Genomic DNA, 21,764 nt, shown 5'->3' with positions numbered 1-21,764 from the left:
AAAATTTAATGCTTATCAATGTTTTGATTATGGACATCAGCGCCAAAGCGTAGGGCAATGGATATATTCTCACTTACCTTAGCGCATTTAGGCCACTGATGTTTTAAAGTCCTTTAAACGTCTATTATCAAAGCTTATAAAGAAATTAAAGCTTATAAAGAATCAGGGCGACGCTCTAATACTTCGTCAACCAAGCCGTATTCTTTGGCCTCTTTAGCATCTAACCAATAGTCACGCTCAACGTCTTTTTCGATTTTTTCAACCGGTTGACCAGTACGCTCAGCCAAAATCTCGTTCAAGCGAGCACGGGTTTTTAGGATTTCACGCGCATTAATTTCGATATCGGTTGCTTGACCTTGCGCGCCGCCTGAAGGCTGATGAATCATCACGCGCGAGTTGGCTAGGGCATAACGTTTGCCTTTTTCGCCCGCTGCCAGTAAGAATGAGCCCATGCTATACGCGCCGCCCATACAAATGGTTGAGACTTCAGGTTTGATAAAGTTCATGGTATCAAAAATAGCCAAACCTGCACTGACTGAACCGCCTGGCGAGTTGATATATAAATGAATGTCTTTATCAGGGTTTTCTGCTTCTAAAAATAATAGCTGCGCCACGATAAGATTGGCCATGTGGTCTTCAACTTGACCGGTCAAAAAGATAACGCGCTCACGTAATAGGCGTGAGAAAATATCAAACGAGCGTTCACCGCGCGCTGATTGCTCAACCACCATCGGAACCAATGCGGCTTGAGTCGTGCTTTGTACGTTGTCATGCGCACTCATCAACAAATCAAAATGTGGGTTAGCAGTAATGCGATCATAATCTGTCATAGAGATGTCCTGTTTATAAGTCCATAAAATAAAAAATAGAAGCTAGCTGTTGGCTACATTGTTATTGATGATTATCATTGTAAACATTATCGCTTGGTAATAAAACCTACTAGAAAATAAAACCTATTCACGCATACATTTTATTTTATTAAATTAATCCGGCGCCAAAATATACTCAATCAAGCAGATTGGCTCTGCCTGCTAAAATAGTGGCTAATAAATATTGGTCGCCGCTAGAAATAAGTGAGCCAATGGTAACTTTTTTATCACAGCAATAATAACGCTTTAATGTGACAAATGATAAACGACTCCCTATTAATAAGGCGTCTGTGCGCACTTATCAAGGGCAGCATGAATAATCTGTTTATAAAAAATGCTATATTCAAAATATCTTAAAAACGCTACGGTATTGCTGACATCAATTTTTTGTAGTCTCTGTCTGCGCAGGCACAGCAAGCAAGAAAAATTGATATCAGCAGTGTGTGATGTATCAATAGTACTTTTCACTCACTATATTAAGAAAGTAGTTTATAACCAAGCAATAAAAATGCCCTAACAAATGTGTCAGGGCATTTTTATTGCTTGGTATTAAACCAGCCAATATCGACTGGCAAAACGCTAAATTACATTATTACATCGCTTGTTGCTGCTGAGCGGCTAGTAGGTCTTGGTAGCTCACTTCTTTGTCCGTTACTTTGCCTTGCTCGATTAAATAATCGACCACTTGGTCTTCTAGCACTACTGACTCAATGTTAGCGCGTTGCTGCTTATCATTGGTGTAGTATTCTATGACTTCCGCTGGGTCTTCGTAGTTTTCAGCGGCTTCTTTGATAAAGCTTTCAACACGCTCTTGGTCAACTTCTAAGCCTTTGGTGTCGATAACACGAGCAACGATGATGCCAAGACGGGCAGCACGTAGCGCCTGCTCTTCAAACAGCTCATTTGGCAGCATGTCTTTATCGAAACTATCAGCATTAGCACCAAACTGCTGAGAAAAACGTTGCATCATCATGTTGCGTTGACGATCGATTTCTTGCTCTAGCATAGCGTTTGGTACGTCAAACTCGTTCTTTTCTAGTAGCGCATCAAAGGTCGCTTGCTTTACTTGGCTACGCGCGGCATTTTTGATTTCGCGTTCCATGTTTTTACGCACGTCTTCTTTTAATTTCTCAACGCCGCCTTCTTTTACGCCGAATAGCTCTAGGAACTCGTCGTCGATTTCAGGAAGTTTTGATTTTTCAACCAATTTCACATTGATTTTAAATTGTGCTTCTTTACCAGCCAAGTTTTCAGCTTGGTAATCTTCTGGGAAAGTCACATCGATGACTTTTTCTTCGCCCGCTTTCATACCTTTGATGCCATCTTCAAAGCCTGGAATCATCTGATTGCTACCGATAACCAATTTGAAGTCTTCAGCAGAGCCGCCTTCAAATTTTTCGCCGTCGATTGAACCTTCAAAGTCAAAGGTCACTTGGTTGTCTTTGGCCGCTTTACCTTTTTTCTCAACGAACTCTTGACGCTGCTTTTGTAGGTTTTCGATCATGGTGTCAACGTCTTCGTCGCTGACGGTCGCTGTGTGGCGCTCAACTTCGATTTCATCGATACCTTGGACGTCGATTTCTGGGAAGATTTCAACAGTCGCTTGATAAACCAAGAAGTCGTCTTCTAGTTTTACGTCGTCGATGTTTGGCATACCAACAGCACGGATGTCTTCAGATTTGATCGCTTCAAATACAGTATCACGGATCACATCGTTGATGACTTCTTGCTGAATGCCAGCACCGTACTGTGAACGGATATGCGACATCGGTACTTTACCTTTACGGAAACCGTCAATCTTGGCGGTTTTCGCCACTTGGCTGATACGGCCTTCAACTTTGTTTTGAATTTTTTCAACGGGTACTTTAACCGTTAGCTGAGTTTCTTTGTTAGACAGCTTGTTGGTTGTGACTTGTAAATCTGTAGCCATATTCGTTACACCTTTAGGATTAAATAGAAATAGACAACCAGGCTGCAAAATACGCGTGTGCTACTGGTTGCCGTTGGAATAAATAGGGGATATTGCTAGCGCGCGATTTCGCAATCTGTGAGCGTAGCAATCGCTGACGGCACAAAAATATGAAACGCTTTATTCTAAATAAACGCTCTCAGATATCAATATTAACTGCTAATCGCCCGCATAATAACGCTTTTTGCTCAATTATACAGACAAATAACGGCTTTCAACAAAATTTTAAAAGTAGAACAGTATAATCTATCTGTTTATCAAAGTAAAAATTATCTGTTTAATCGCCTCGTCGAGAATTTATAGGTTTAGCTATCATTGTAATAGCCTACTTATTAAAAAATACGCTTATAGCGGCAATTGCGCCATTAACTGCTCAATGGCCTGACCACGATGACTGATGCTGTTTTTGTCCTCAGCGCTAAGACTTGCCGCCGTCGCTTGCAAATCTGGCAACCAAAACAGCGGGTCATAACCAAAGCCACCATCACCATACGGCGTGTCTAAAATCTCGCCGTGCCATAAACCTTGGGCGATAATCGGTAGCGGGTCATCGGCATGACGCACCATGGCCAATACGCAAACAAACACGCCTTTAATGAGGGTGTCTGGCTTGGCTGCACGAATAGGCTGCAAGTCAGCGATAAGCTTGGCGTTGTTTTTGGCGTCATTGCCATGCTCGCCGGCATAGCGGGCAGAGTAGATACCGGGCGCGTTGCCCAATACGGGTACACAAAGCCCTGAATCATCCGCAATCGCCGGCAGGCCACTTGCTCGGCTGGCATGCCGTGCTTTGATAATGGCATTCTCAACGAAGCTCAAACCGTCTTCGATGGCATCAGCGATATCAAGCTGACCTTGCGGGACAATCGTCACAGCCAAATCTGCCGCTGCAAATAAGCGTTTAAACTCAGCAAGTTTGCCTTTATTATTACTGGCAAGCACCCATTGATTGGCGAGCTTTGTTTGCGTTAAATGCTCTTGTGGAGTCAGGTTTGCGCTGCTGGCTTGGGTCATATTTTTTGTCCGTCATTAATTCGCTGATACTGCTATATTCTAGGCTAGCATGAGCTAAATTACCAATTAGCATAACGAATCGTTGATTCATAACATTTGGTAACTGATATTTGTCACCACTCTTGCTATAATAGGCGACAAGCTACAGTGAATTATATCTTATAGCTTGTGAACTTTTAATTAATAATTCTTATAAATATTTATCATGGTTTTTGCCCATTATATATTTATAAGTACATTAACTAATAAGTGATGCGCGCTTAAGATAATTTTAGCATGCAAGCCTTTTGGGTTTACCGCAATATGTTTAGCATATTGAGTAATGACTTTCACTAACAATAAACTAAGCCAATTTAGTCCAATAATTTATAGCGTTGATTTAAGCTATACCTAATACTAATGGCTAAACCAGCAAGGATAAAATAACTATGTCAAATATTACTTTACCAGACCTACCTTATGCAAAAGATGCGCTCGAGCCACATATCAGTGCTGAGACGCTAGAATACCATCATGACAAGCATCATGCCGCTTATGTAAACAAGCTAAATGAATTGCTACCGGGTTCTGGTCTAGAAGACAAAACATTGCCAGAAATCATCGTAGCGACTGCGAAAGATGACAGCAAAAAAACCATGTTTAACCAAGCAGCGCAAGTATGGAACCACACGTTCTACTGGAACTGCATGACACCTGACAATGGTGGCGGCGAACCTACTGGTGATTTGAAAGCGAAAATCGAAGAAGATTTCGGTAGCTATGACAAGTTCCGCGAAGAGTTCAAAAACGCAGCAACTTCACAGTTTGGTTCTGGTTGGGCTTGGCTAGTGGCTGATAAAGTTGGCGGTAAACTATCAATCGCTAAAACTGGCAACGCTGATAACCCATTGGCGCATGGTCAAGTCGCGGTATTGACTTGTGACGTATGGGAACATGCGTACTACATCGATTATCGTAACCGTCGTCCTGACTATGTTGACACCTTCCTAGACAAGCTAGTGAACTGGGACTACGCCAATGCGAAATATAAAGGTCAAGATGCTGGCGTTGAAGAGTAATCTTTAACTTCTAAGTATTTGATTAATAAAAAAGGACGCTGAGAGGCGTCCTTTTTTTTGTGCTATGTTTTAACAGTGTCAGTACAATTCTATTTTATGATGAGTAATTACACTTTCTGCTTAGAACTATCAGCTATTAGATTTTTTATTTCAGGGATTGATAATGTCTTGTCTTTCTTTCTATGGACGACAGAGTGGCAGTTTGCGCATAGAGGGATTAGGTCGGTTTCTGGATCTATTTCTTTAGGTGTTTCAAGTTCTGACACAGGAACTATATGATGAATATGAATAAAGCCTTCTGCATATTCTCCATAAAAATTTCCAAAGTTAAATCCACAGGCAGCACAAGAGTTACCATGAATAGCAATCGCTTGCTTCCTGTATCTAGGATTTCTTTCGTATGTAGTTACATGGCGTTTTAATTTTTTCCCTTCACTAAAAGACTCAAGCGAATCCTGATAGTTTTCTGCAATTTCATCTGAGGTATAAGCCGTCTTTTGCTCTGAAACTTTATTAGGGCTGACTTTAGATATAATAAGATGATAAGTATCTTCGTCGATAGCTCTTACACCGTCGCGCCAGTAATTGGTTTTTCTAGAATCAGGAATTGTTTCTAGGTATTTTGAATTGTCTTTTGCTAAAACTGCCTCTTCAAAGGGTATAAAATCAATAATGGTAGCAAAAAAGTCGTTTTTACTACTTTCTTTGTCGGGATAGGTTTTGCCTATTTTAGCGATAGCGAAATAGTGAGGGGCATCGGATAATCTATTTTTTGAGAAAGATTTATTTTTGAGACCTCCTTTGTAGTAAATAACATTCGTGCCTGGCTCTAAGAATTTTAAATACCTTTTAGGAAAGTGGTAAAGGGCACCAGTTTCATCGGCCCAAGCAGACTCATCGTTTTCAGTTATTATTGTATACACCTTATGTCCTTGTATTATAAATCTAGCCGTAGTATGACCTTTATATGAATAGACCAGTTTTCAATTAGGTTAATAAAATCTGTTATAACACTTCAAACCCAAACTTACTCAACGCTGCCCTCAGCATTGCAATATTATAATAAGCATGCGCATTGACGGTATTTTGGAAGAAGATATAGAGCGTATCAAAGTGCTGACGCTGATTGGCAATCGCTTGCGCCCAGTCCTGCATTTCAGCCTCAGAGTAGCGATAATCATGGCGGTCAGCAGCGCTCATCGCATCCCACCAGTTTAGATTATTGCCATGCATACGCAGATAGCCCGTGCGCTCGGTAAATATCAGCCGTGACGGCGGTAGACCACTTACTTTGGGATAATCGACGCTACACCAAATCAAACCTTGCTCGATAAAGCTATCGACTACTTGCGGCGTGTGCCAGCCATTATGACGAAACTCAACCGCTAACGGATAGTCTTTAAACCAACTCACAAGATTTGCTAAATAAAGACGATGCTCGCGAGTACGATCAAAGCCATGTGGGAATTGTAGTAGTAATGGCGCGAGCGCATTGGCTTCGATAAGTGGCGTTAGAGCAGTAATAAAAGCTTGCGCATGCTCGCTTGTGCCTTTACGCGCATGAGTAAAATCTTGATGCAGTTTGACGGCAAATTTCAATTCACTGTCTGCTTGCACGTAGGCTTTATCAACCATACCGGCAAAGGCTTTTTGTCCGATGGGTGCGTAGAAGGTACTGTTAATCTCCACCGCGCCATATTGCTTGGCGTATTCGCGTAAGAAGTCGGTTTTTTTGGTGCCGGTCGGATACAGCGTACCAAGCAGATCGGTATCGCTATAGCCGCCGGTGCCGAGGTAAATACGCTGAGTAGGGGTACTATCCATGTTGACCACCCTTTATCATTTTTAATGTTTATTGATACGCTTATTTTTTACGTGACCATAGCCATTCAATGAGTGCCAATAAGGCGTTGGTGTTCTTATTAGCGCTTAACTCACGACTATTTAATTCACGATTAAGCGCTGCACGTCCGTCATTAAATAGCGATTGCGCATAGCGGGTCGCTTGCTCGACGCCCATCAGTTTCACATAGGTAGATTTGTCTAACTTTTCATCGCTGCCCGCAGGTTTGCCAAGGGTATCGGTGCTGGTGGTCACATCTAAGATATCGTCTTGGACTTGAAAAGCAAGGCCAATATGCTGCGCGCAATCTTGTAGGGCAATACGCTGCGGCGCCGTCGCACCTGCACAGATACCGCCCATTAACATAGCTGCTTCTATCAATGCACCAGTTTTGTCACGGTGGATGGCTTCCAATTCGTTCTGTGAAATGTTGACGCTGGCTTCGGCATTCAGGTCGAGCATTTGCCCAGAAACCATGCGTCTGGCACGCGGCGCAAATATCGCGATAAGCTGGCTTGCGATAGCAGAGTCATAGGGCGCAAAGGTTGGCAGCTCAGCGGTTAGTACTTCAAAAGCAAGTGTTTGTAGCACGTCACCGGCGAGCAGGGCGGTCGATTCTGCAAAGACGATATGGGCAGTTGGCTGACCACGGCGCAGCTCATCATCGTCCATACAAGGCAAGTCATCATGCACCAGTGAATAGGTATGCAACAGCTCTACCGCCAATGCTGCACGGCGCGCCATATCGTAATCGGAGTCGTTTTCTAGTAGTGATTCTAAATCGCTATTTTGCTGAATTTGCTTAGCTTCTTTATCAGTGCTTTTATCGACATATTCATCAGCCCTATTAATATCGTCATTCGCATTGCTTTGATTGACACTATCAAAGGCACTGGCGACCAATAACGGCCGTACCAATTTACCAGTACCTGTCATCACATAACGGCAGGCATCAAGCAGCGGACTTGGCAGCTCAGCGTAAGCAAATAGCATCTCGATATCTTGCGCCAGTTGCGCGCGCACGGCGCTATGAAATTGCTCAGTATTATTATTAAAGCTCGCAAAAGGCACCGTTGTTGAAACAGTGTTTGAAGCCGTTGTTGAAGACATAGGGCTTGGCATAGAAGTAGAAGCAGGGGAAACAGTCATAATCCAACCATTAATCAGGTGAATAATAAAAATAGCGCTAGTGTAGCATGATAGATTATATTCCTTATGCTACGAGTATTATCAATGACGCATTTTTGGCGGTTTAATGTTAAAAACTGGTGTAAAAAAACCCGTTGAATAGGCGTAATAATGCAACAAACCCTTGTTACCTATTATTGATTTAACTTGGCGGTTAGATGTGTTTTGATAATAAAGGCTAATTCCTATCTTAAATCTTAGTATACAGGCGGACACCTAAAGCACCTTGGCCGCAAGGTAAAGGGTTGGTGTCGACTTAAGAGTGACTTGCGAGTATGGTATTAGCTTGTGACAGTCGGGGGCATAATCCCCTACACTAATTGGCGTGAAAATGGTCTGGCACTTAGCACATAGGTTTTTAGCCTGATTTAAGTGACTCATCATCTCAATGTTCAGTCAGTGTTTATAACATCAGTACCGGTAACAAACGTATATAAATGAAGCGCCGTATTCATATTTGCTATTACCTGATAGCGTTGCAAAAAATGAATACAAACATGAGCGCTGGATAATAAAGACATCTGCACTGCTCATATACTGACTTTTAAAGCAGTATATGAGCAGTGTTATTACTCGTTTTACTAACAATAACTGACTATGACCTTTAATTTTAAAGCTTTTAATTTTAAAACGTAGCTTTCGTTATATAGCAAGGAGTTTCAAATGGTATACCAAGGAAATCGCATTACGGTGACAATGCTAGAGGATGGCATCGCCAACATGCAATACAACGCCGAAAATGAGAGCGTGAACAAGTTTGATGCTGAAACCAATAAGCAATTTGCTGAAGTTGTGACAGCGCTAGAAAAAGCGGATGACGTGAAAGGCTTAATCGTCACCTCAAGCAAAGGCGTATTTATCGCTGGTGCGGACATCACAGAATTCGTCGGTTCATTTAAGAATCCAGAAAACGAAATCAAAGATTGGGTCATTAATATCAATGACGCTTTCAACCGTTTTGAAGACCTGCCATTTCCAAAAGTAGCGGCCATCAATGGCGCCGCGCTTGGTGGTGGTTGTGAGATGACCTTGGTTTGTGAATACCGTGTCATGAGTGACAAAGCCATTATCGGTCTACCAGAAACCCAACTCGGTATCTTCCCAGGTTTTGGTGGTACGGTGCGTAGTACGCGTGTGATTGGTATCGACAATGCCCTTGAGCTAATTGCCACTGGTACGCCAAAAAAACCACTTGATGCGCTAAAATTAGGCTTAGTTGACGCAACCGTGCCTGCCGATGACTTGCAAGATGCCGCCATTGACCTAGTCAAAAAATGTATCTCAGGTGAGCTTGATTGGCAAGCGAAGCGTGAAGAGAAGCTGAATCCTGTAAAGCTAAACCAGCTTGAGCAAGCGATGGCGTTTAACAGTGCCAAAGGTATGATCTTTGCCAAAGCCAATCCTAAGCAGTACCCAGCGCCAGCAATCGCTATCGAAACGATTGAGAAGCACGTCAATTTGCCACGTGATAAAGCAATCGAAGTCGAAGCCACTGGTTTTGCCAAAGCGGCGAAAACCCCACAAGCAGAAAGCCTGGTCGGTCTGTTCTTAAACGATCAATTGGTGAAAAAACTTGCCAAGCAGCACAGCAAAAAAGCACATGAAATCACTGAAGCGGCCGTACTAGGCGCCGGTATCATGGGCGGCGGTATCGCGTATCAGGCAGCCAGCAAAGGCTTGCCAATCATCATGAAAGATATCAAGTCTGAGCAATTAGACCTTGGTATGGGCGAAGCCAGCAAGCTACTTGGCAAAATGGTCGAACGCAAAAAGATGACCCCAGCGAAAATGGGTGAAACCTTAAGCCGTATCCGTCCAACTTTGAACTATGGTGATTTTGCTGAAACTGATATCGTTATCGAAGCAGTCGTAGAAAATCCAAACGTCAAGCGTGCGGTACTAAAAGAAGTTGAAGGTTTGGTTAAAGACGATTGTATCTTAGCGTCAAACACCTCAACAATTTCTATTACTTATTTAGCAGAAGCACTTGCGCGTCCAGAAAACTTCGTTGGTATGCATTTCTTTAACCCAGTACATCGTATGCCACTCGTTGAAGTTATCCGCGGTGAAAAATCATCAGAAGAAGCGATTGCGACTACGGTTGCGCTAGCGTCTAAAATGGGTAAAGTGCCAGTTGTGGTCAATGACTGCCCAGGATTCTTAGTAAACCGTGTATTGTTCCCATACTTTGGTGCCTTTGATTTGCTGCTTAAGCAAGGTGCGGATTTTGCTCATGTCGATAAAGTCATGGAAAAATTCGGCTGGCCAATGGGTCCTGCTTATCTAATCGACGTGGTTGGTTTAGATACGGGCGTACACGGCGCAGAAGTGATGGCAGAAGGTTTCCCTGATCGCATGAAGCCTGATTATAAAGGTGCTATCGAGCATCTATATGAAAACAAACGCTTAGGTCAGAAAAACGGCGTTGGTTTCTATAAATATGAGACTGATAAGCGCGGTAAGCCAAAGAAAGTGGCTGACGAAGCGACTTATGAGCTATTAAAAGCGACCACGGATAGCGACAAGCAAACCTTTGATGATCAAACCATCATCGACCGCACTATGCTGGCGTTCTGTAATGAAACGGTTCGCTGCCTAGAAGACAACATCGTCAGCACGCCATCTGAAGCCGATATGGCGATGATTATGGGCGTTGGTTTCCCGCCATTCCGCGGTGGCCCTTGCCGTTATATCGACCAAATGGGTCTAGATAACTACTTGGCACTATGCGAAAAATATGCGCACCTTGGCAAAGCCTATGAAGCGCCGCAAAAGATTCGCGATATGGCAGCCGCAGGCGAGACTTTTTACGCCACTGCGTAATGGTCGGTCATTACTAGGATGAAGTGCCGTACCCATGCTCGATAAGGTTGTTGATGATTTATTTATTATGAATAATCTTTTACATAAAATATGACGAGCATTGTGGTACTGCCACTGACAATAAAAATTGAAAAGGAAGATAGTATGACAACTTTAAGTCCAAAAGACGTGGTCATCGTAGATGGCGTACGCTCAGCAATGGGTAAATCTAAAAACGGTATGTTCCGCCACGTTCGCGCTGATAGCATTTCTGCTGAATTGGTTCGTGCCTTGGTTGAGCGTAACGACTTTGACCCACGTGACGTTGAAGACATCATCTGGGGCTGTGTAAACCAGACTTTAGAGCAAGGTTTAAACATCGGTCGTAATATCGGCTTGCTAGCTGATATTCCAAAGACTGCTGGCGGCCAAACGGTGAACCGTCTATGCGGCTCATCTATGCAGGCGCTACACACAGCTGCTGCGCAAATTATGACCAACCAAGGTGAAGTATTCATCATCGGTGGTGTTGAGCATATGGGTCACGTTGGCATGATGCATGGCGTTGACTTAAACCCTGAAGCTTCAAAACATTATGCAAAAGCATCAAACATGATGGGCTTGACCGCTGAAATGCTGGGCCGTATGAATAACGTCAGCCGCGAAGAGCAAGACGCCTTTGGTCTTGAGTCGCATCGCCGTGCATGGGCTGCCACCACAGAAGGTCGTTTTGACAATGAAATCATCGGTATCGAAGGGCATGATGCCGCCGGTCGTTTGCAACTATGTACCGTCGACGAAGTGATTCGCCCAGACGCTACGATGGAGCAAATGCAAAAGCTACGTCCAGCCTTTGATCCAAAAGGCGGTACAGTCACTGCAGCAACTTCATCAGCTCTATCTGACGGTGCGTCAGCGATGCTCGTCATGAGCGCGCAAAAAGCCAAAGATTTGGGTCTAAAACCACGTGCGCGTATTCGCAGCATGGCAGTTGCTGGTTGTGATGCGGCTATAATGGGTTATGGTCCAGTTCCTGCGACCCAAAAAGCCCTAAAACGCGCTGGCATGAGCATCGATGATATGCAAACCATCGAGCTTAACGAAGCGTTTGCAGCTCAAGCACTATCGGTACTTAAAGCCTTGAACTTGACCGACAAGCAAGACATCATCAACGTCAATGGTGGCGCAATTGCCCTAGGTCATCCACTCGGTTGTTCTGGTGCTCGTATCACAGTTACTTTGCTAAACGCTATGGAGCAAATGGATACTGAAATCGGTCTTGCCACTATGTGTATCGGTCTAGGTCAAGGTATCGCGACTGTAATTGAGCGTGTTTAAGCGTTTTAATAAATCTTTTTAGTTTTATATCTTTAAAAAAACCCCTAGTCATGAAGACTAGGGGTTTTTGTGTTGGTCAATTAAAAACTGGTTTTATAATATCCTGTTCATAATTGTTAATAAGATTTATCTTCATTGACCCGCTTAGCAAACTATGACTAAATAAGAATAAGAACAATAACGAAAACACCCATGATAAATCTAACATAGCCTTTAATAATAAGGTCAGTCGTACAAGGAGTGTACTATGTCTACCATGATTACCGATCGCACTTATCGTATCGCCCGCGAAAATACCCAAGCGATGATTATCGATATTCAAGAACGCTTGACGCCACATATCTATGACCACGAAAATATCGTCAAAAAAACCGTCACTCTGATTAAGGGTTTGCAAGCGCTCGATATTCCTATCATGCTCAATGAGCAGTATAAAAAGGGACTTGGCGATACCTTGCCTGAAATACGCGATGTATTAGAAGGTGACAATGCCAAAAGCTTTGAGAAAGTGACGTTTAGCGCCTGCGATAACGATGATTCGTGGCATTATTTAGCCCAGCAAAATCGTAGTATCGTTTTATTGTTTGGGGTAGAGGCGCATGTTTGCGTGATGCAAACAGCGCTTGATTTACTCGATAATGGTATGCAGCCCGTGATTATTGGTGATGCGGTCGGCTCACGCTTTCCTTATGATAAAAAGCAAGCGATTCGCCGTATTCGCCGCGCTGGTGGGGTCATTAGCACGGTAGAATCCATTCTGTTTGAATTATGCCGCAGCAGTAAAGACCCAGCGTTTAAAACCATTAGTAATTTGATTAAGTAGCCTAATTAAGCATCATGCTTAAGCAAATTTAATTATTAAAAATAGTTTCTTAATAACTCTCAAAAATAAAATAGCGCTCAATACTATCGGCGCTATTTTTTTATCGAAAAATTATATTGAAGCAAGTTGTTTACGGTTTTTATAACGGCTATCAATGCCGCAGTGCTTAAATATTTACTATAATATCTGCCTTTGCGTGAAAAGACAGCGCTCAAATTTATCAGTTATTTAGAGAGAATCATGACGTTACCCTATTCTAATGGTGTCAACCATACACCGTTGACCGACCCTGCGACTGCTGCAAATATTGATATTGACGATGTAACGCATTTTTTATTAGAGTTGGATGCGCTAAAACGCGTCAATCGGTGCAGTTATGTGACGAAAACAAATCGGTTGGAGAATTCCGCCGAGCACTCTTGGCATTTGGCGATGGCTTGTTGGTCAATTGCTGAACAGTTTGAGATTGATGTTAATCATGAAAAATTGCTGAAGATGGCATTAATACATGACTTGGGAGAAGTTGATGCCGGTGATACATTTTTATTTGCCAATAGTAGAGCTGACGCTCACGCTGGAGAGCGCGAGGGCATCGCTCGATTACGAGCTGAGCGCGGCAATGGTATCAAAAACTTAAGTGAGATTTGGGAAGCGCAAGAAACGGGCAGGAGCAAAGAGGCTGAGCTGCTGAGAGTGATTGATCGAATTTTGCCATTTTTGTTAAATTTAAATACGGGCGGGAAAACATGGAGTGATCATGAGGTGACACGCTCGCAAGTGACTGGCGTCCTAAGATTTATTAAAGACAGCTTTCCGAGTATTCATCAATGGCTATTGGAACAGGTTGAGTATGCGACCGAGCAAGGCTGGCTGATTGATAGATAAGTGGTTAAAAGTTTTTTTTGCCTGTCAGCTGTTTACAAATTACTCATTATCTTCCTGCACTAAAGCCTTTATATTAGGGACAATCACGCAAAGAGACGGTCACATGAAAATAGCTGGTACTTATAAAACATTCGCGAAATCACTGGTTTTTCTTGGCGTACTAAGTTTAGCGCAATTGGCGCAGGCGACCGAGTCTGTTGGTAAGGGCGATAAATTGGCCTATGATGCCAAAAAACAGATAGGTGTGACCACCAGCTATGACCCTACCTATCGTCAGCTGGATTTTCCGCGTGGCGATGTACCGATAGAAACCGGCGTTTGTACCGATGTTGTCGTACGGGCATACCGCCTGCAAAATATCGATTTACAGCAATTGGTCAATCACGATATGAAGTCCAATTGGTCGGCCTATCCAAAGACGTGGGGACTAAAATCAACCGATAAAAATATCGATCATCGCCGTGTGCCGAATCTTGAGGTGTTTTTTGCCCGTCATGGTCAAACATTATCTACCACTGATAAATCTAGCTTTCAAGCCGGTGATATAGTGACGTGGCGGTTGCCAAACGGCAATTTACCGCATATGGGCATCGTTTCTAATAAAGTCGCCGCTGATGGCTCGCCGTTGATTATTCATAACATCGGACGCGGAACGCAAGAAGAAAACATCTTATTTGCGTATCCTATTCACAAGCACTTTCGGTATTAGATTGAATGCGTCTAATAAAAAACCTAGCTAAGCTGAGTGGCTTAACTAGGCTTATACGTAGAGGTTTTTAGGGTCTTTATACAACTGCTATTTATTCGCAACACCCAATAGCTGTCCCATTTTTACCATACTGTTGGCTTGTAAGCTGTCTTGCCAATCGGCTTTTGCGCCTTTTGGTAGAACGACAATCGCCGTTGAGCCTAAATAAAAGCGTCCAAGCTCATCGCCTTTGGCAAAGCTCATATTGTGAACCATTTCTTGGATATCCTCAGTGCGGCTGATTTTTCCCGTCGCGACGGTTTCGATACCAGCGACAATCATCGCTCCAACCATGACCACCGCCGCTTTGCCGTACTCTGTGTCAAATAAACAGACCAAACGCTCATTACGGGCAAATAAATCCGGCACGTTTGCCGCCGTGACATTATTGACAGAAAATAGGGTACCCGGTATATAACGAGTCTTGGTCAAGGTACCCGCAAATGGCATGTGCACGCGGTGATAGTTACTCGGCGCAAGATACACGGTGGCAAAGCTACCATCAGCAAAATAACTGCCATCTTCGCTATCAGCGAGTAGTTGACCGATGTCATAATGACGACCTTTGGCTTGCAGTAATTTATGGTCGCGGATTTGCCCTAATTGCGAGATAACACCATCAGCAGGGCTAACAATTCCATTTGCGCGGCTATCGATGAGACGCGCGTCGTCTTTTAGCTCACGGGTAAAAAAGTCATTAAAGCTTTCATAAGCATTGAAACTTTGGCGCTCGTATTCGTCTAAGCTGACATTGTAAGCTTTGGCAAAGCTACGAATAAACGCACGCTTGACATAAGGGTGGCGGCTGGCTGCTAGACGTCCAGCGACTTTACTCAGCTGCTGCTGCGGTACAAATTGTTGAAGGGTGGCAAATAAATTCATAATAAGGTTACCAAAATAGGGTTCGATGTAATTATTAATAGGCAAGTTAATGGCGGTATTTTATCATGGTCAGGGTATGATTGTATGACCATAAACTGTAAGCGATTTATAAATAAGGAAGGCTGTAAATGAGAGCACTGATACAAAGGGTGGAGCGCGCCAGCGTCACTGTCGATGCGCACTGCGTTGGTGCGATTGAGCATGGAGTCTTGGCTTATATTGGCTTGGGTCATGAGGATAACTTGCAAAGTGCGCAGCGTATGATTGATAAAATCCTCACTTATCGCATTTTTGAAAATGACGATGAGCCTGCTAAGTTTGGTAAATTGGATAAAAATGTCCAGCAGGTAGGCGGCGGTTTATTACTGGTGTCACAATTTACCTTAATGGCAAAAACCGATAAAGGTCGCCGTCCTGACTTTGGCGGGGCGATGGCACCCGATGCTGCAGAGGTATTGTTCGAGCAACTAATTACTTATGCCAAAACCCAACATCCCCATGTAGCAACTGGTGAGTTTGGCGCTGATATGCAAGTGGCGAGTATCAACGATGGGCCGTTAAATTTTATATTGGAAGTTTAAGGTCTTATTTTTAAAAGGGTCAGGTTTTAAAGGCCAAAAATTCAAACGCTAGCTATCAGGCTTTTGCAAAAGTGGATAAGGGTTGACCGCGCTGCCATTGATATAAATCCCATAATGGACGTGCGGCGGCGTACCTTTGGCATTTCCGCTGTCGCCGACGTAACCGATGATATCGCCAGCATTGACCCAGTCGTTCGGGCTGATATCGGCATAATCCTCTAAATGGGCATAATAATGTCCAGCGCCGCCCGGGCCAATGATGACCACCACGCGCCCGCCTAAGCTGTTTTCGCCAACTTTGCTAACGATGCCTTGCGTCGTTGCTTGTATCGGCGTACCTCGCTTGGCAAATATATCTATGCCTTCGTGAGAACGACCTTGGCTACGCGCAGCGCCCCATGTATCCGTTAAGTGTCGTTCGGGCAGTGGGCTAGGTAAGCTATTTTCTGTCGGTAATTCTTGTTGTAATAAACTGAGCTGTTGCCATTTTGCCAGTACAAACGACTGAGTTTGCTTGCTGATACTCGGTAAGAGCTTGTCAAAGACAAATAACAGCATCAGTAACACCGCCGCCTTGATGAATACACTTAGTACACGGCGTAAAAGGTTTGGCTTTTTACTTGGGCTTGGCTGCGGATTATTGCCATCTGCTAGCATTGATATCTCTTTATTTTTTTTGAGTTAACTCTAATGGGTAGTATAAGAGTTAACGTTTCTATTGTTTGTATGCCATTGTTATCTTTAGCTTTTATCCCCATAAATACATTGTTGCTTTTAAAGCTAACCTGTTTTTTAGGTCTATGTAGAAAACTGTTATTGCTACCTATTTTTAAATAACGATGGCCAAATCTTTATGACCGACATTGCGCTGATTATCGATACCGAAACCGACCAAGGCCGTGATCCGCGTCCGATTCAAGTGGCGACGATCAATGTAGCGACAGGATTTGAGTGGATGAAATACTTTAATAGTGGACGCTCGATATCGCCCGTCGTGATTAGAATCCATGGTATCACCGATGACGATGTCGCCGGTCTTGAGCGCTTTGAGCTTGGGCAATTTGAGTTGCCGCAGTACTTGATTGGCCATAATGTGCGCTTTGATTGGCGGGTGATTGGTAGTCCGTCCGCCAAGCTGATATGTACGGTGCGGCTGGCGCGCGTGGCCTTTCCAGAATGGAGCGCTTATGGGCAATCGAAATGTATCGAGCAATTATTAGGTAAAGGCGAGGCAGGTAAAATGACGATTGCCGCTCATGATGCGCTGGGTGATGCGCGCATGTGTTATCTGCTGTATCAGGCCTGCTGCGAGCGCCTAGCAATTGCGCCGACAGATTTTGCCGCAGCACACGCTATCGCCAATAAAGCCAATCCACTGAGCAAAATGCCCTTTGGTAAACATAAAGGCATGCCGATTAAAGACGTGCCAATTAGCTACGTAAAATGGATGCTAGGCAACATTCATAATATGCAGCCGTCGCTGTATTCTGCGTTGACCAAGCGTGTGCAAGCAGAACAAGCAGCAAAAATCACGCAAGACTAAATAGACTTGCGCTTGAAAGGCCTGCGCTTAAACGACTGCCCTAAACAAAACTTATTGCTGCTTGGCTAGCCAATCGACTGCCATTTGCCAAAGCTGCGGGGCTTTAGCATTGGTTTTGCTGCTAAAATAGCGCATATGACCGATACTGTTTAAGCCAAATTCTTCGGGGTCAAAATAGTATTTTTCGACTGGCATTTTGCTGAAGACGCGAATCATATCATCGATATTTTTGCTATTGGCAATCTCATCATCGCTAAAGCCGAGCCACAACGCAGGCATATCAATCTCATCGTAAAAATGGGTATGAATACTTTTACCAAAAGCGGTTTTAATATAGCCTGCGCCATTGCACCACTCGCGCCATTGACGAGCGACGCCGCGTGGTAGTGGCTCTCCCATGCCGATTTTATCCGCTGGCGTATAGCCTAGCGTTAAGTTGGTGAGCGGGATAAAGGCGTCCATAAAACCCATCGCTTTGAGCTTATAAGGCATGTCCATATTTTTAATTTGCCCTGATGAACAAGCGACGTTAAATACTGAGGTAAGCGCCTTATAATTTGGCATCAGACCAATCAGCTGACCGCCAGCGCTATGTCCAATTAAATGATAAGTGGCATCAGTAAATTCGTCTTGTAAGGCATCAAGGACGGCTGGCATGTCATGACGCCCCCAACTGATTAAAGAAGCATCACATTTTGCCAAATCGGTGCTAAGTGATTCGCCGATACCTTCGTTATCAAAGGTTAAGACCCCAAAGCCACTGGCTGCTAAATAAGTGGCAAAATTATGATAGAACTGGCGTTTTATACCAGTAGCCGGCGCGATCATAACCGCGGCTTTCACCTCGTCTGTAGGACGATAAACGGTCGCTGCCAATGCTCGATTGCGCTCAGTCATGATGCTTAGGGTATAAATATCTGTTTGATTGTGCGGATTTTCCATGGTTTAACCTTCATGTATTTTTGTCATTTTTATGAGTAAAAGTTTTTTTATCAATCAGTATTTTGGGTCAATAAAAACGCTTGCTAGGCGCTCAGCGTTTAAAAACCAGCGTTTAATAATCAATATTAAGCGTGCAGTCATTAAGCCGTGATTGGTTGCTTACTTTATAGCCTAGCTGGCGATAACCGCATGATGACTTTGCAGTAACACTGCTTATGGTAAAATAAATCTTAGTGAGGAAGGTAGGCGAAAATGACTTCTAAGTTCTATGAGCAAGCTCGACGTTGTATATTTTGAGCGCTATTTTTCAGCAATATTTTAATTATTATCGATTAAGCAGTATGTATTTTGACCAAATAACACATATCAATAAACTACTATGCATGAATAAACGTGTTTTAATAGCTAAGTATTTAATAAGAACAATGTATATAAAATTAAGGAAACTCTATGCAAATGAAAATTAACAATGACACCTATGAAGTTATTACCAGTCAAGACATTACCAATATTGAAAAAGCTGTGGATAAATCAGCGCTCACCATGCCGCTGGTCGCGGTTTATTGTGGCTCGCGTTTGGGCAATAATGACGTTTATGAGCAGGCAGCGCGTGAGCTTGGTAGTGCGCTTGCCGATAATGGCATGGGTTTGGTCTACGGCGGAGCGAGCATCGGGCTGATGGGCGCAGTCGCTGATGAGGTCATCCGAGGTGGCGCGCAAGCGGTTGGTGTGATTCCAACCTTTATGCTCAAGCACGAAATTGCCCATGAGCAGCTGACCCGCCTGCATTTGACCGATACCATGCACACCCGTAAAACGGTGATGGCAGAGTATGCCGATGCCTTTATTACCTTGCCGGGCGGGCTTGGGACGCTAGAAGAAATCATGGAAATCGCCACCTGGCGTCAGCTATATCAGCACGAAAAACCGATGATTATTCTTAATATTAATGGTTTTTATGACTGTATGATTGAACATTTACAATATACCGCTGAGCAAGGCTTTATGAAGCAACAAGACCTTGAGCGTTTGGTCGTTTGTAATACCATTGACGAGGCGATTGCCATGCTAAAAACCGTCGTAAAAATAGATGACGCCGTTGATACCGAGAAAATGGCGGGAAACTAGCAGCGGTTATCTTTATCAATAACTAAATATAAAAAAGAGAGCAAGGCTAACATTAAGCCTTGCTCTCTTTTTTGCTTTGACTTTATTAACATTTAAATCATTTTAATTAGTCTCATGAATACCATGATTTACGCCCGCCATTGCCAATGGAAAGCCGCGCTCTTGCGCCAAATGACGCGCGACTTTATCAATCGCCACGCTATCATTTTGTGCCAAATACGCCCATTCATGCGCATAACGCTGACGGTTTTCTGGTGCCTCAAAATCAACCAAACCAAGCGTCGTCAATTCATCAACGATTTGATCAGCAGCAATCAGCGTCGATGAGGCTTTGACGTTTTCTGCCCGCGCATAGCGAATATTAGAGTATAAGCTCACATCGGCAACGCGCAGCGTATCGTCTTGCCCCGGTATTTGCTGCCCGCCATAGAGCGCATTGCCAACTGTACGCGCGCTATGAAAGGTTGGGACGAATTCAGCCACGTAATCAATGGCTTGCTGGCTGCGCGCTTGCAGCGGCGCTTTATCCCAACCGTCCTCGATATAATGCAGGTATTGCGATGGCAATTTCGGTTGCGCGCTATTTTTGTTAGAAGCAACCAAACCATCATCAAATAAGGTGATAAATTTACTCATGCCATGTATCTGAAAATAACCATCAGGGTAGGGCGTTAGTTGCGCCATGCCCTCAGGGGTGCCGCGCTCACCATAGACGATGATTTCTGGTATTTGCCCGCCCGTATCGTCCCAATAAGTGATATAAGAGGATTTAAACTCGACCATACGCGTGACTTTGACCCCGACCATATCATCGATGATGCCAGTACGAAAACCACAAGCGTTGATTAAGTAATCAACTTCGATAGAATCCGTTTTGGCTTCAAATTCGGTTTCAGTATCAGAGCGCGCTGCTTGTTGATAATCAATGCGCCATCTGGTCACATGATGGTCAGCATTTGAGCAGTTTTCACAATTGACTGGCATCACTTGCTTCACCTGCGTATCGGTAAACACGTGCGCGTGCTCATAGCCTTCTAATGCCAATTGTGCAGACGCTGCCAAACGGAAGATATTCCAGCCATATTCTTGTACGACAATTAGCGGAAATTTAACCTTGTTTAAATCCAAATACTTAGCAACTGGTATCATCCATTCATCAACCGTGCGCGGCACCGCGACTTGCTCGCGCTCAGATAAGGCAATCAGTTGCTCATGGCTGTAGAGCTGATAGTAGTTTTCAGGTTCGCCGAGTACTTTATTATTAGCATCTTCGGCGATAAGCTCTCGATAAGCGTCGGTTAAGATGTCTAAGCGTGGCAATAAATCCTCAGGCAAACCTTCATCGCGTGTTGGCACCGCAAATACCGTCGGGCGTACATCAATGGTATAAGGATAAAGGCGCAGAATATCGATGCATTGTTTGAGCAGGGCAACGCAATCTTCATCAGGTATTTCACGATATAGATTGCCGCCCGCATGCAAATGACACATCGGCGGCCCATCAATCAGCGAGGTGTTTTTTTCAAATAAATACGTCTCAAGGCCTAATGCCGCAAGGCGAATCGCGATAGTTGCCCCCGCTGTACCACCACCGAGAATACCAACCCGTTTGCTAGCAGGCGCTTGATTGTTCATAACAGAATGAGTCATTGTCGTTGTTATATCCTTAGTCGCATTCCTATATTCAGTTAGTAGGAATGGCTCGGCGTCTTTGTGAAATAATTCGTTGCTAAGTTTCTTTTCTTAAGTTTTTTATATTCGCCGTGCTTATATGTTAAATAACGTGTTTTTCTAATGCGTATGTTTTTTCATGCAAGGCTACCGATATGCGTACAGCGAACCCTAAGTTCAACAGTCATTTTAAACCGCCATAGTCATATTTCTCATTGTGTAGTAATTCTTAATATAGGTGTCTTATTCTACGAAAAAATTACTCAAATTAGCATGGCAAAAACGTAAGTAGATGCATAAGTTTTGTCAAAGGACGGCAAACAAGGAGCGACTAAAACACAGCTTTGTAAAAGCATTTTTAAAAAATTGAAGAGCAAACTTTATTTAATTTGTAAACTTTATGTGCTTTTGTAAATTTATATGATGCGAGAAATAACTGATTTTATGTCTGTGCTATAGTAAAAATACTTATGGTCAGCT

19 protein-coding genes are annotated in these 21,764 nt (G+C 43.6%); 9 read left to right on the top strand and 10 right to left on the bottom strand.

Annotation, left to right across the window (positions count from 1 at the left end; genetic code table 11):
* Positions 1 to 152: 152 nt before the first annotated feature.
* The 3 genes from clpP to rdgB all read right to left on the bottom strand — a co-directional run bounded on the left by clpP (position 153) and on the right by rdgB (position 3,852).
* Positions 153 to 830, bottom strand: coding sequence for an ATP-dependent Clp endopeptidase proteolytic subunit ClpP (gene clpP, locus AB8P72_RS11950; protein ID WP_369811329.1), 678 nt, complete (start codon positions 828 to 830; stop codon positions 153 to 155).
* Positions 831 to 1,461: 631 nt separating this feature from the next.
* Positions 1,462 to 2,799 (bottom strand): trigger factor, encoded by a 1,338-nt coding sequence (gene tig / locus AB8P72_RS11945; protein ID WP_144297796.1) that lies wholly within the window; start codon positions 2,797 to 2,799, stop codon positions 1,462 to 1,464.
* A 384-nt stretch (positions 2,800 to 3,183) separates the two neighbouring features.
* Positions 3,184 to 3,852, bottom strand: coding sequence for an RdgB/HAM1 family non-canonical purine NTP pyrophosphatase (gene rdgB / locus AB8P72_RS11940; protein ID WP_369957797.1), 669 nt, complete (start codon positions 3,850 to 3,852; stop codon positions 3,184 to 3,186).
* Positions 3,853 to 4,280: 428 nt separating this feature from the next.
* On the opposite strand from rdgB, the gene AB8P72_RS11935 reads away from it, so the two are divergent.
* On the top strand, positions 4,281 to 4,910 hold the full coding sequence (locus AB8P72_RS11935; RefSeq protein ID WP_201592395.1) for a superoxide dismutase: 630 nt from the start codon (positions 4,281 to 4,283) through the stop codon (positions 4,908 to 4,910).
* Positions 4,911 to 5,017: 107 nt separating this feature from the next.
* Here the strand turns inward: AB8P72_RS11935 and AB8P72_RS11930 are convergent, their stop codons facing one another.
* The 3 genes from AB8P72_RS11930 to AB8P72_RS11920 form a co-directional block, all read right to left on the bottom strand.
* A complete protein-coding gene (locus tag AB8P72_RS11930) occupies positions 5,018 to 5,833 on the bottom strand; it encodes an HNH endonuclease (protein WP_369957796.1) in 816 nt (271 codons plus the stop codon).
* A gap of 82 nt (positions 5,834 to 5,915) precedes the next feature.
* Positions 5,916 to 6,734, bottom strand: a complete 819-nt coding sequence (locus AB8P72_RS11925; RefSeq protein WP_369957795.1) for a DUF72 domain-containing protein — start codon at positions 6,732 to 6,734, stop codon at positions 5,916 to 5,918.
* A 40-nt stretch (positions 6,735 to 6,774) separates the two neighbouring features.
* Positions 6,775 to 7,902 carry a polyprenyl synthetase family protein gene (locus AB8P72_RS11920; RefSeq protein WP_369957794.1) on the bottom strand — a complete coding sequence of 376 codons (1,128 nt, stop codon included), beginning with the start codon at positions 7,900 to 7,902 and terminating at the stop codon, positions 6,775 to 6,777.
* Positions 7,903 to 8,604: 702 nt separating this feature from the next.
* On the opposite strand from AB8P72_RS11920, the gene fadB reads away from it, so the two are divergent.
* The 5 genes from fadB to AB8P72_RS11895 all read left to right on the top strand — a co-directional run bounded on the left by fadB (position 8,605) and on the right by AB8P72_RS11895 (position 14,498).
* Entirely contained in the window at positions 8,605 to 10,764 is a 2,160-nt protein-coding gene (gene fadB, locus AB8P72_RS11915) for a fatty acid oxidation complex subunit alpha FadB (RefSeq protein ID WP_198328592.1), read from the top strand.
* A 144-nt stretch (positions 10,765 to 10,908) separates the two neighbouring features.
* A complete protein-coding gene (fadA, locus tag AB8P72_RS11910; protein ID WP_198328602.1) occupies positions 10,909 to 12,081 on the top strand; it encodes an acetyl-CoA C-acyltransferase FadA in 1,173 nt (390 codons plus the stop codon).
* 247 nt (positions 12,082 to 12,328) lie between these two features.
* Entirely contained in the window at positions 12,329 to 12,904 is a 576-nt protein-coding gene (locus AB8P72_RS11905) for an isochorismatase family protein (protein ID WP_191691966.1), read from the top strand.
* A gap of 240 nt (positions 12,905 to 13,144) precedes the next feature.
* Complete coding sequence (locus AB8P72_RS11900; RefSeq protein WP_198328604.1) at positions 13,145 to 13,789, top strand: HD family hydrolase; 645 nt, start codon at positions 13,145 to 13,147, stop codon at positions 13,787 to 13,789.
* Between the two features lie 103 nt (positions 13,790 to 13,892).
* Positions 13,893 to 14,498, top strand: a complete 606-nt coding sequence (locus AB8P72_RS11895) for a DUF1287 domain-containing protein (RefSeq protein ID WP_198328606.1) — start codon at positions 13,893 to 13,895, stop codon at positions 14,496 to 14,498.
* Positions 14,499 to 14,585: 87 nt separating this feature from the next.
* On the opposite strand, the gene asd is transcribed toward AB8P72_RS11895, so the two are convergent.
* On the bottom strand, positions 14,586 to 15,419 hold the full coding sequence (gene asd, locus AB8P72_RS11890) for an archaetidylserine decarboxylase (RefSeq protein ID WP_144297787.1): 834 nt from the start codon (positions 15,417 to 15,419) through the stop codon (positions 14,586 to 14,588).
* Positions 15,420 to 15,547: 128 nt separating this feature from the next.
* On the opposite strand from asd, the gene dtd reads away from it, so the two are divergent.
* The gene (gene dtd, locus AB8P72_RS11885) at positions 15,548 to 16,000 is read left to right on the top strand and encodes a D-aminoacyl-tRNA deacylase (protein WP_198328609.1); all 453 of its coding nucleotides are present in this window, start codon (positions 15,548 to 15,550) and stop codon (positions 15,998 to 16,000) included.
* A gap of 48 nt (positions 16,001 to 16,048) precedes the next feature.
* On the opposite strand, the gene AB8P72_RS11880 is transcribed toward dtd, so the two are convergent.
* Positions 16,049 to 16,657, bottom strand: coding sequence for a M23 family metallopeptidase (locus AB8P72_RS11880; RefSeq protein ID WP_198328611.1), 609 nt, complete (start codon positions 16,655 to 16,657; stop codon positions 16,049 to 16,051).
* Positions 16,658 to 16,853: 196 nt separating this feature from the next.
* On the opposite strand from AB8P72_RS11880, the gene AB8P72_RS11875 reads away from it, so the two are divergent.
* Positions 16,854 to 17,543, top strand: a complete 690-nt coding sequence (locus AB8P72_RS11875) for a putative quorum-sensing-regulated virulence factor (RefSeq protein WP_198328613.1) — start codon at positions 16,854 to 16,856, stop codon at positions 17,541 to 17,543.
* Positions 17,544 to 17,594: 51 nt separating this feature from the next.
* Here the strand turns inward: AB8P72_RS11875 and AB8P72_RS11870 are convergent, their stop codons facing one another.
* Positions 17,595 to 18,485 (bottom strand): alpha/beta fold hydrolase, encoded by an 891-nt coding sequence (locus AB8P72_RS11870; protein ID WP_198328615.1) that lies wholly within the window; start codon positions 18,483 to 18,485, stop codon positions 17,595 to 17,597.
* 450 nt (positions 18,486 to 18,935) lie between these two features.
* On the opposite strand from AB8P72_RS11870, the gene AB8P72_RS11865 reads away from it, so the two are divergent.
* Complete coding sequence (locus AB8P72_RS11865; RefSeq protein ID WP_198328617.1) at positions 18,936 to 19,613, top strand: TIGR00730 family Rossman fold protein; 678 nt, start codon at positions 18,936 to 18,938, stop codon at positions 19,611 to 19,613.
* 102 nt (positions 19,614 to 19,715) lie between these two features.
* On the opposite strand, the gene AB8P72_RS11860 is transcribed toward AB8P72_RS11865, so the two are convergent.
* Complete coding sequence (locus AB8P72_RS11860) at positions 19,716 to 21,263, bottom strand: FAD-dependent oxidoreductase (RefSeq protein ID WP_306495298.1); 1,548 nt, start codon at positions 21,261 to 21,263, stop codon at positions 19,716 to 19,718.
* Between the last annotated feature and the right edge of the window lie 501 nt (positions 21,264 to 21,764).

This window comes from Psychrobacter sp. CLB018 (assembly GCF_041222815.1).
Lineage (GTDB): Bacteria > Pseudomonadota > Gammaproteobacteria > Pseudomonadales > Moraxellaceae > Psychrobacter > Psychrobacter faecalis.
This window is presented reverse-complemented; position numbering and strand designations above follow the sequence as displayed.

Coding starts and splice junctions, on each gene's coding strand:
- fadB (WP_198328592.1), top strand. CDS start 8,605: ATGGTATACCAAGGAAATCGCATTACGGTGACAATGCTAGAGGATGGC.
- AB8P72_RS11875 (WP_198328613.1), top strand. CDS start 16,854: ATGACCGACATTGCGCTGATTATCGATACCGAAACCGACCAAGGCCGT.
- AB8P72_RS11935 (WP_201592395.1), top strand. CDS start 4,281: ATGTCAAATATTACTTTACCAGACCTACCTTATGCAAAAGATGCGCTC.
- AB8P72_RS11880 (WP_198328611.1), bottom strand. CDS start 16,657: ATGCTAGCAGATGGCAATAATCCGCAGCCAAGCCCAAGTAAAAAGCCA.
- AB8P72_RS11895 (WP_198328606.1), top strand. CDS start 13,893: ATGAAAATAGCTGGTACTTATAAAACATTCGCGAAATCACTGGTTTTT.
- tig (WP_144297796.1), bottom strand. CDS start 2,799: ATGGCTACAGATTTACAAGTCACAACCAACAAGCTGTCTAACAAAGAA.
- AB8P72_RS11865 (WP_198328617.1), top strand. CDS start 18,936: ATGCAAATGAAAATTAACAATGACACCTATGAAGTTATTACCAGTCAA.
- clpP (WP_369811329.1), bottom strand. CDS start 830: ATGACAGATTATGATCGCATTACTGCTAACCCACATTTTGATTTGTTG.
- asd (WP_144297787.1), bottom strand. CDS start 15,419: ATGAATTTATTTGCCACCCTTCAACAATTTGTACCGCAGCAGCAGCTG.
- AB8P72_RS11920 (WP_369957794.1), bottom strand. CDS start 7,902: ATGACTGTTTCCCCTGCTTCTACTTCTATGCCAAGCCCTATGTCTTCA.
- AB8P72_RS11860 (WP_306495298.1), bottom strand. CDS start 21,263: ATGACTCATTCTGTTATGAACAATCAAGCGCCTGCTAGCAAACGGGTT.
- fadA (WP_198328602.1), top strand. CDS start 10,909: ATGACAACTTTAAGTCCAAAAGACGTGGTCATCGTAGATGGCGTACGC.
- AB8P72_RS11905 (WP_191691966.1), top strand. CDS start 12,329: ATGTCTACCATGATTACCGATCGCACTTATCGTATCGCCCGCGAAAAT.
- AB8P72_RS11925 (WP_369957795.1), bottom strand. CDS start 6,734: ATGGATAGTACCCCTACTCAGCGTATTTACCTCGGCACCGGCGGCTAT.
- AB8P72_RS11900 (WP_198328604.1), top strand. CDS start 13,145: ATGACGTTACCCTATTCTAATGGTGTCAACCATACACCGTTGACCGAC.
- AB8P72_RS11870 (WP_198328615.1), bottom strand. CDS start 18,485: ATGGAAAATCCGCACAATCAAACAGATATTTATACCCTAAGCATCATG.
- dtd (WP_198328609.1), top strand. CDS start 15,548: ATGAGAGCACTGATACAAAGGGTGGAGCGCGCCAGCGTCACTGTCGAT.
- rdgB (WP_369957797.1), bottom strand. CDS start 3,852: ATGACCCAAGCCAGCAGCGCAAACCTGACTCCACAAGAGCATTTAACG.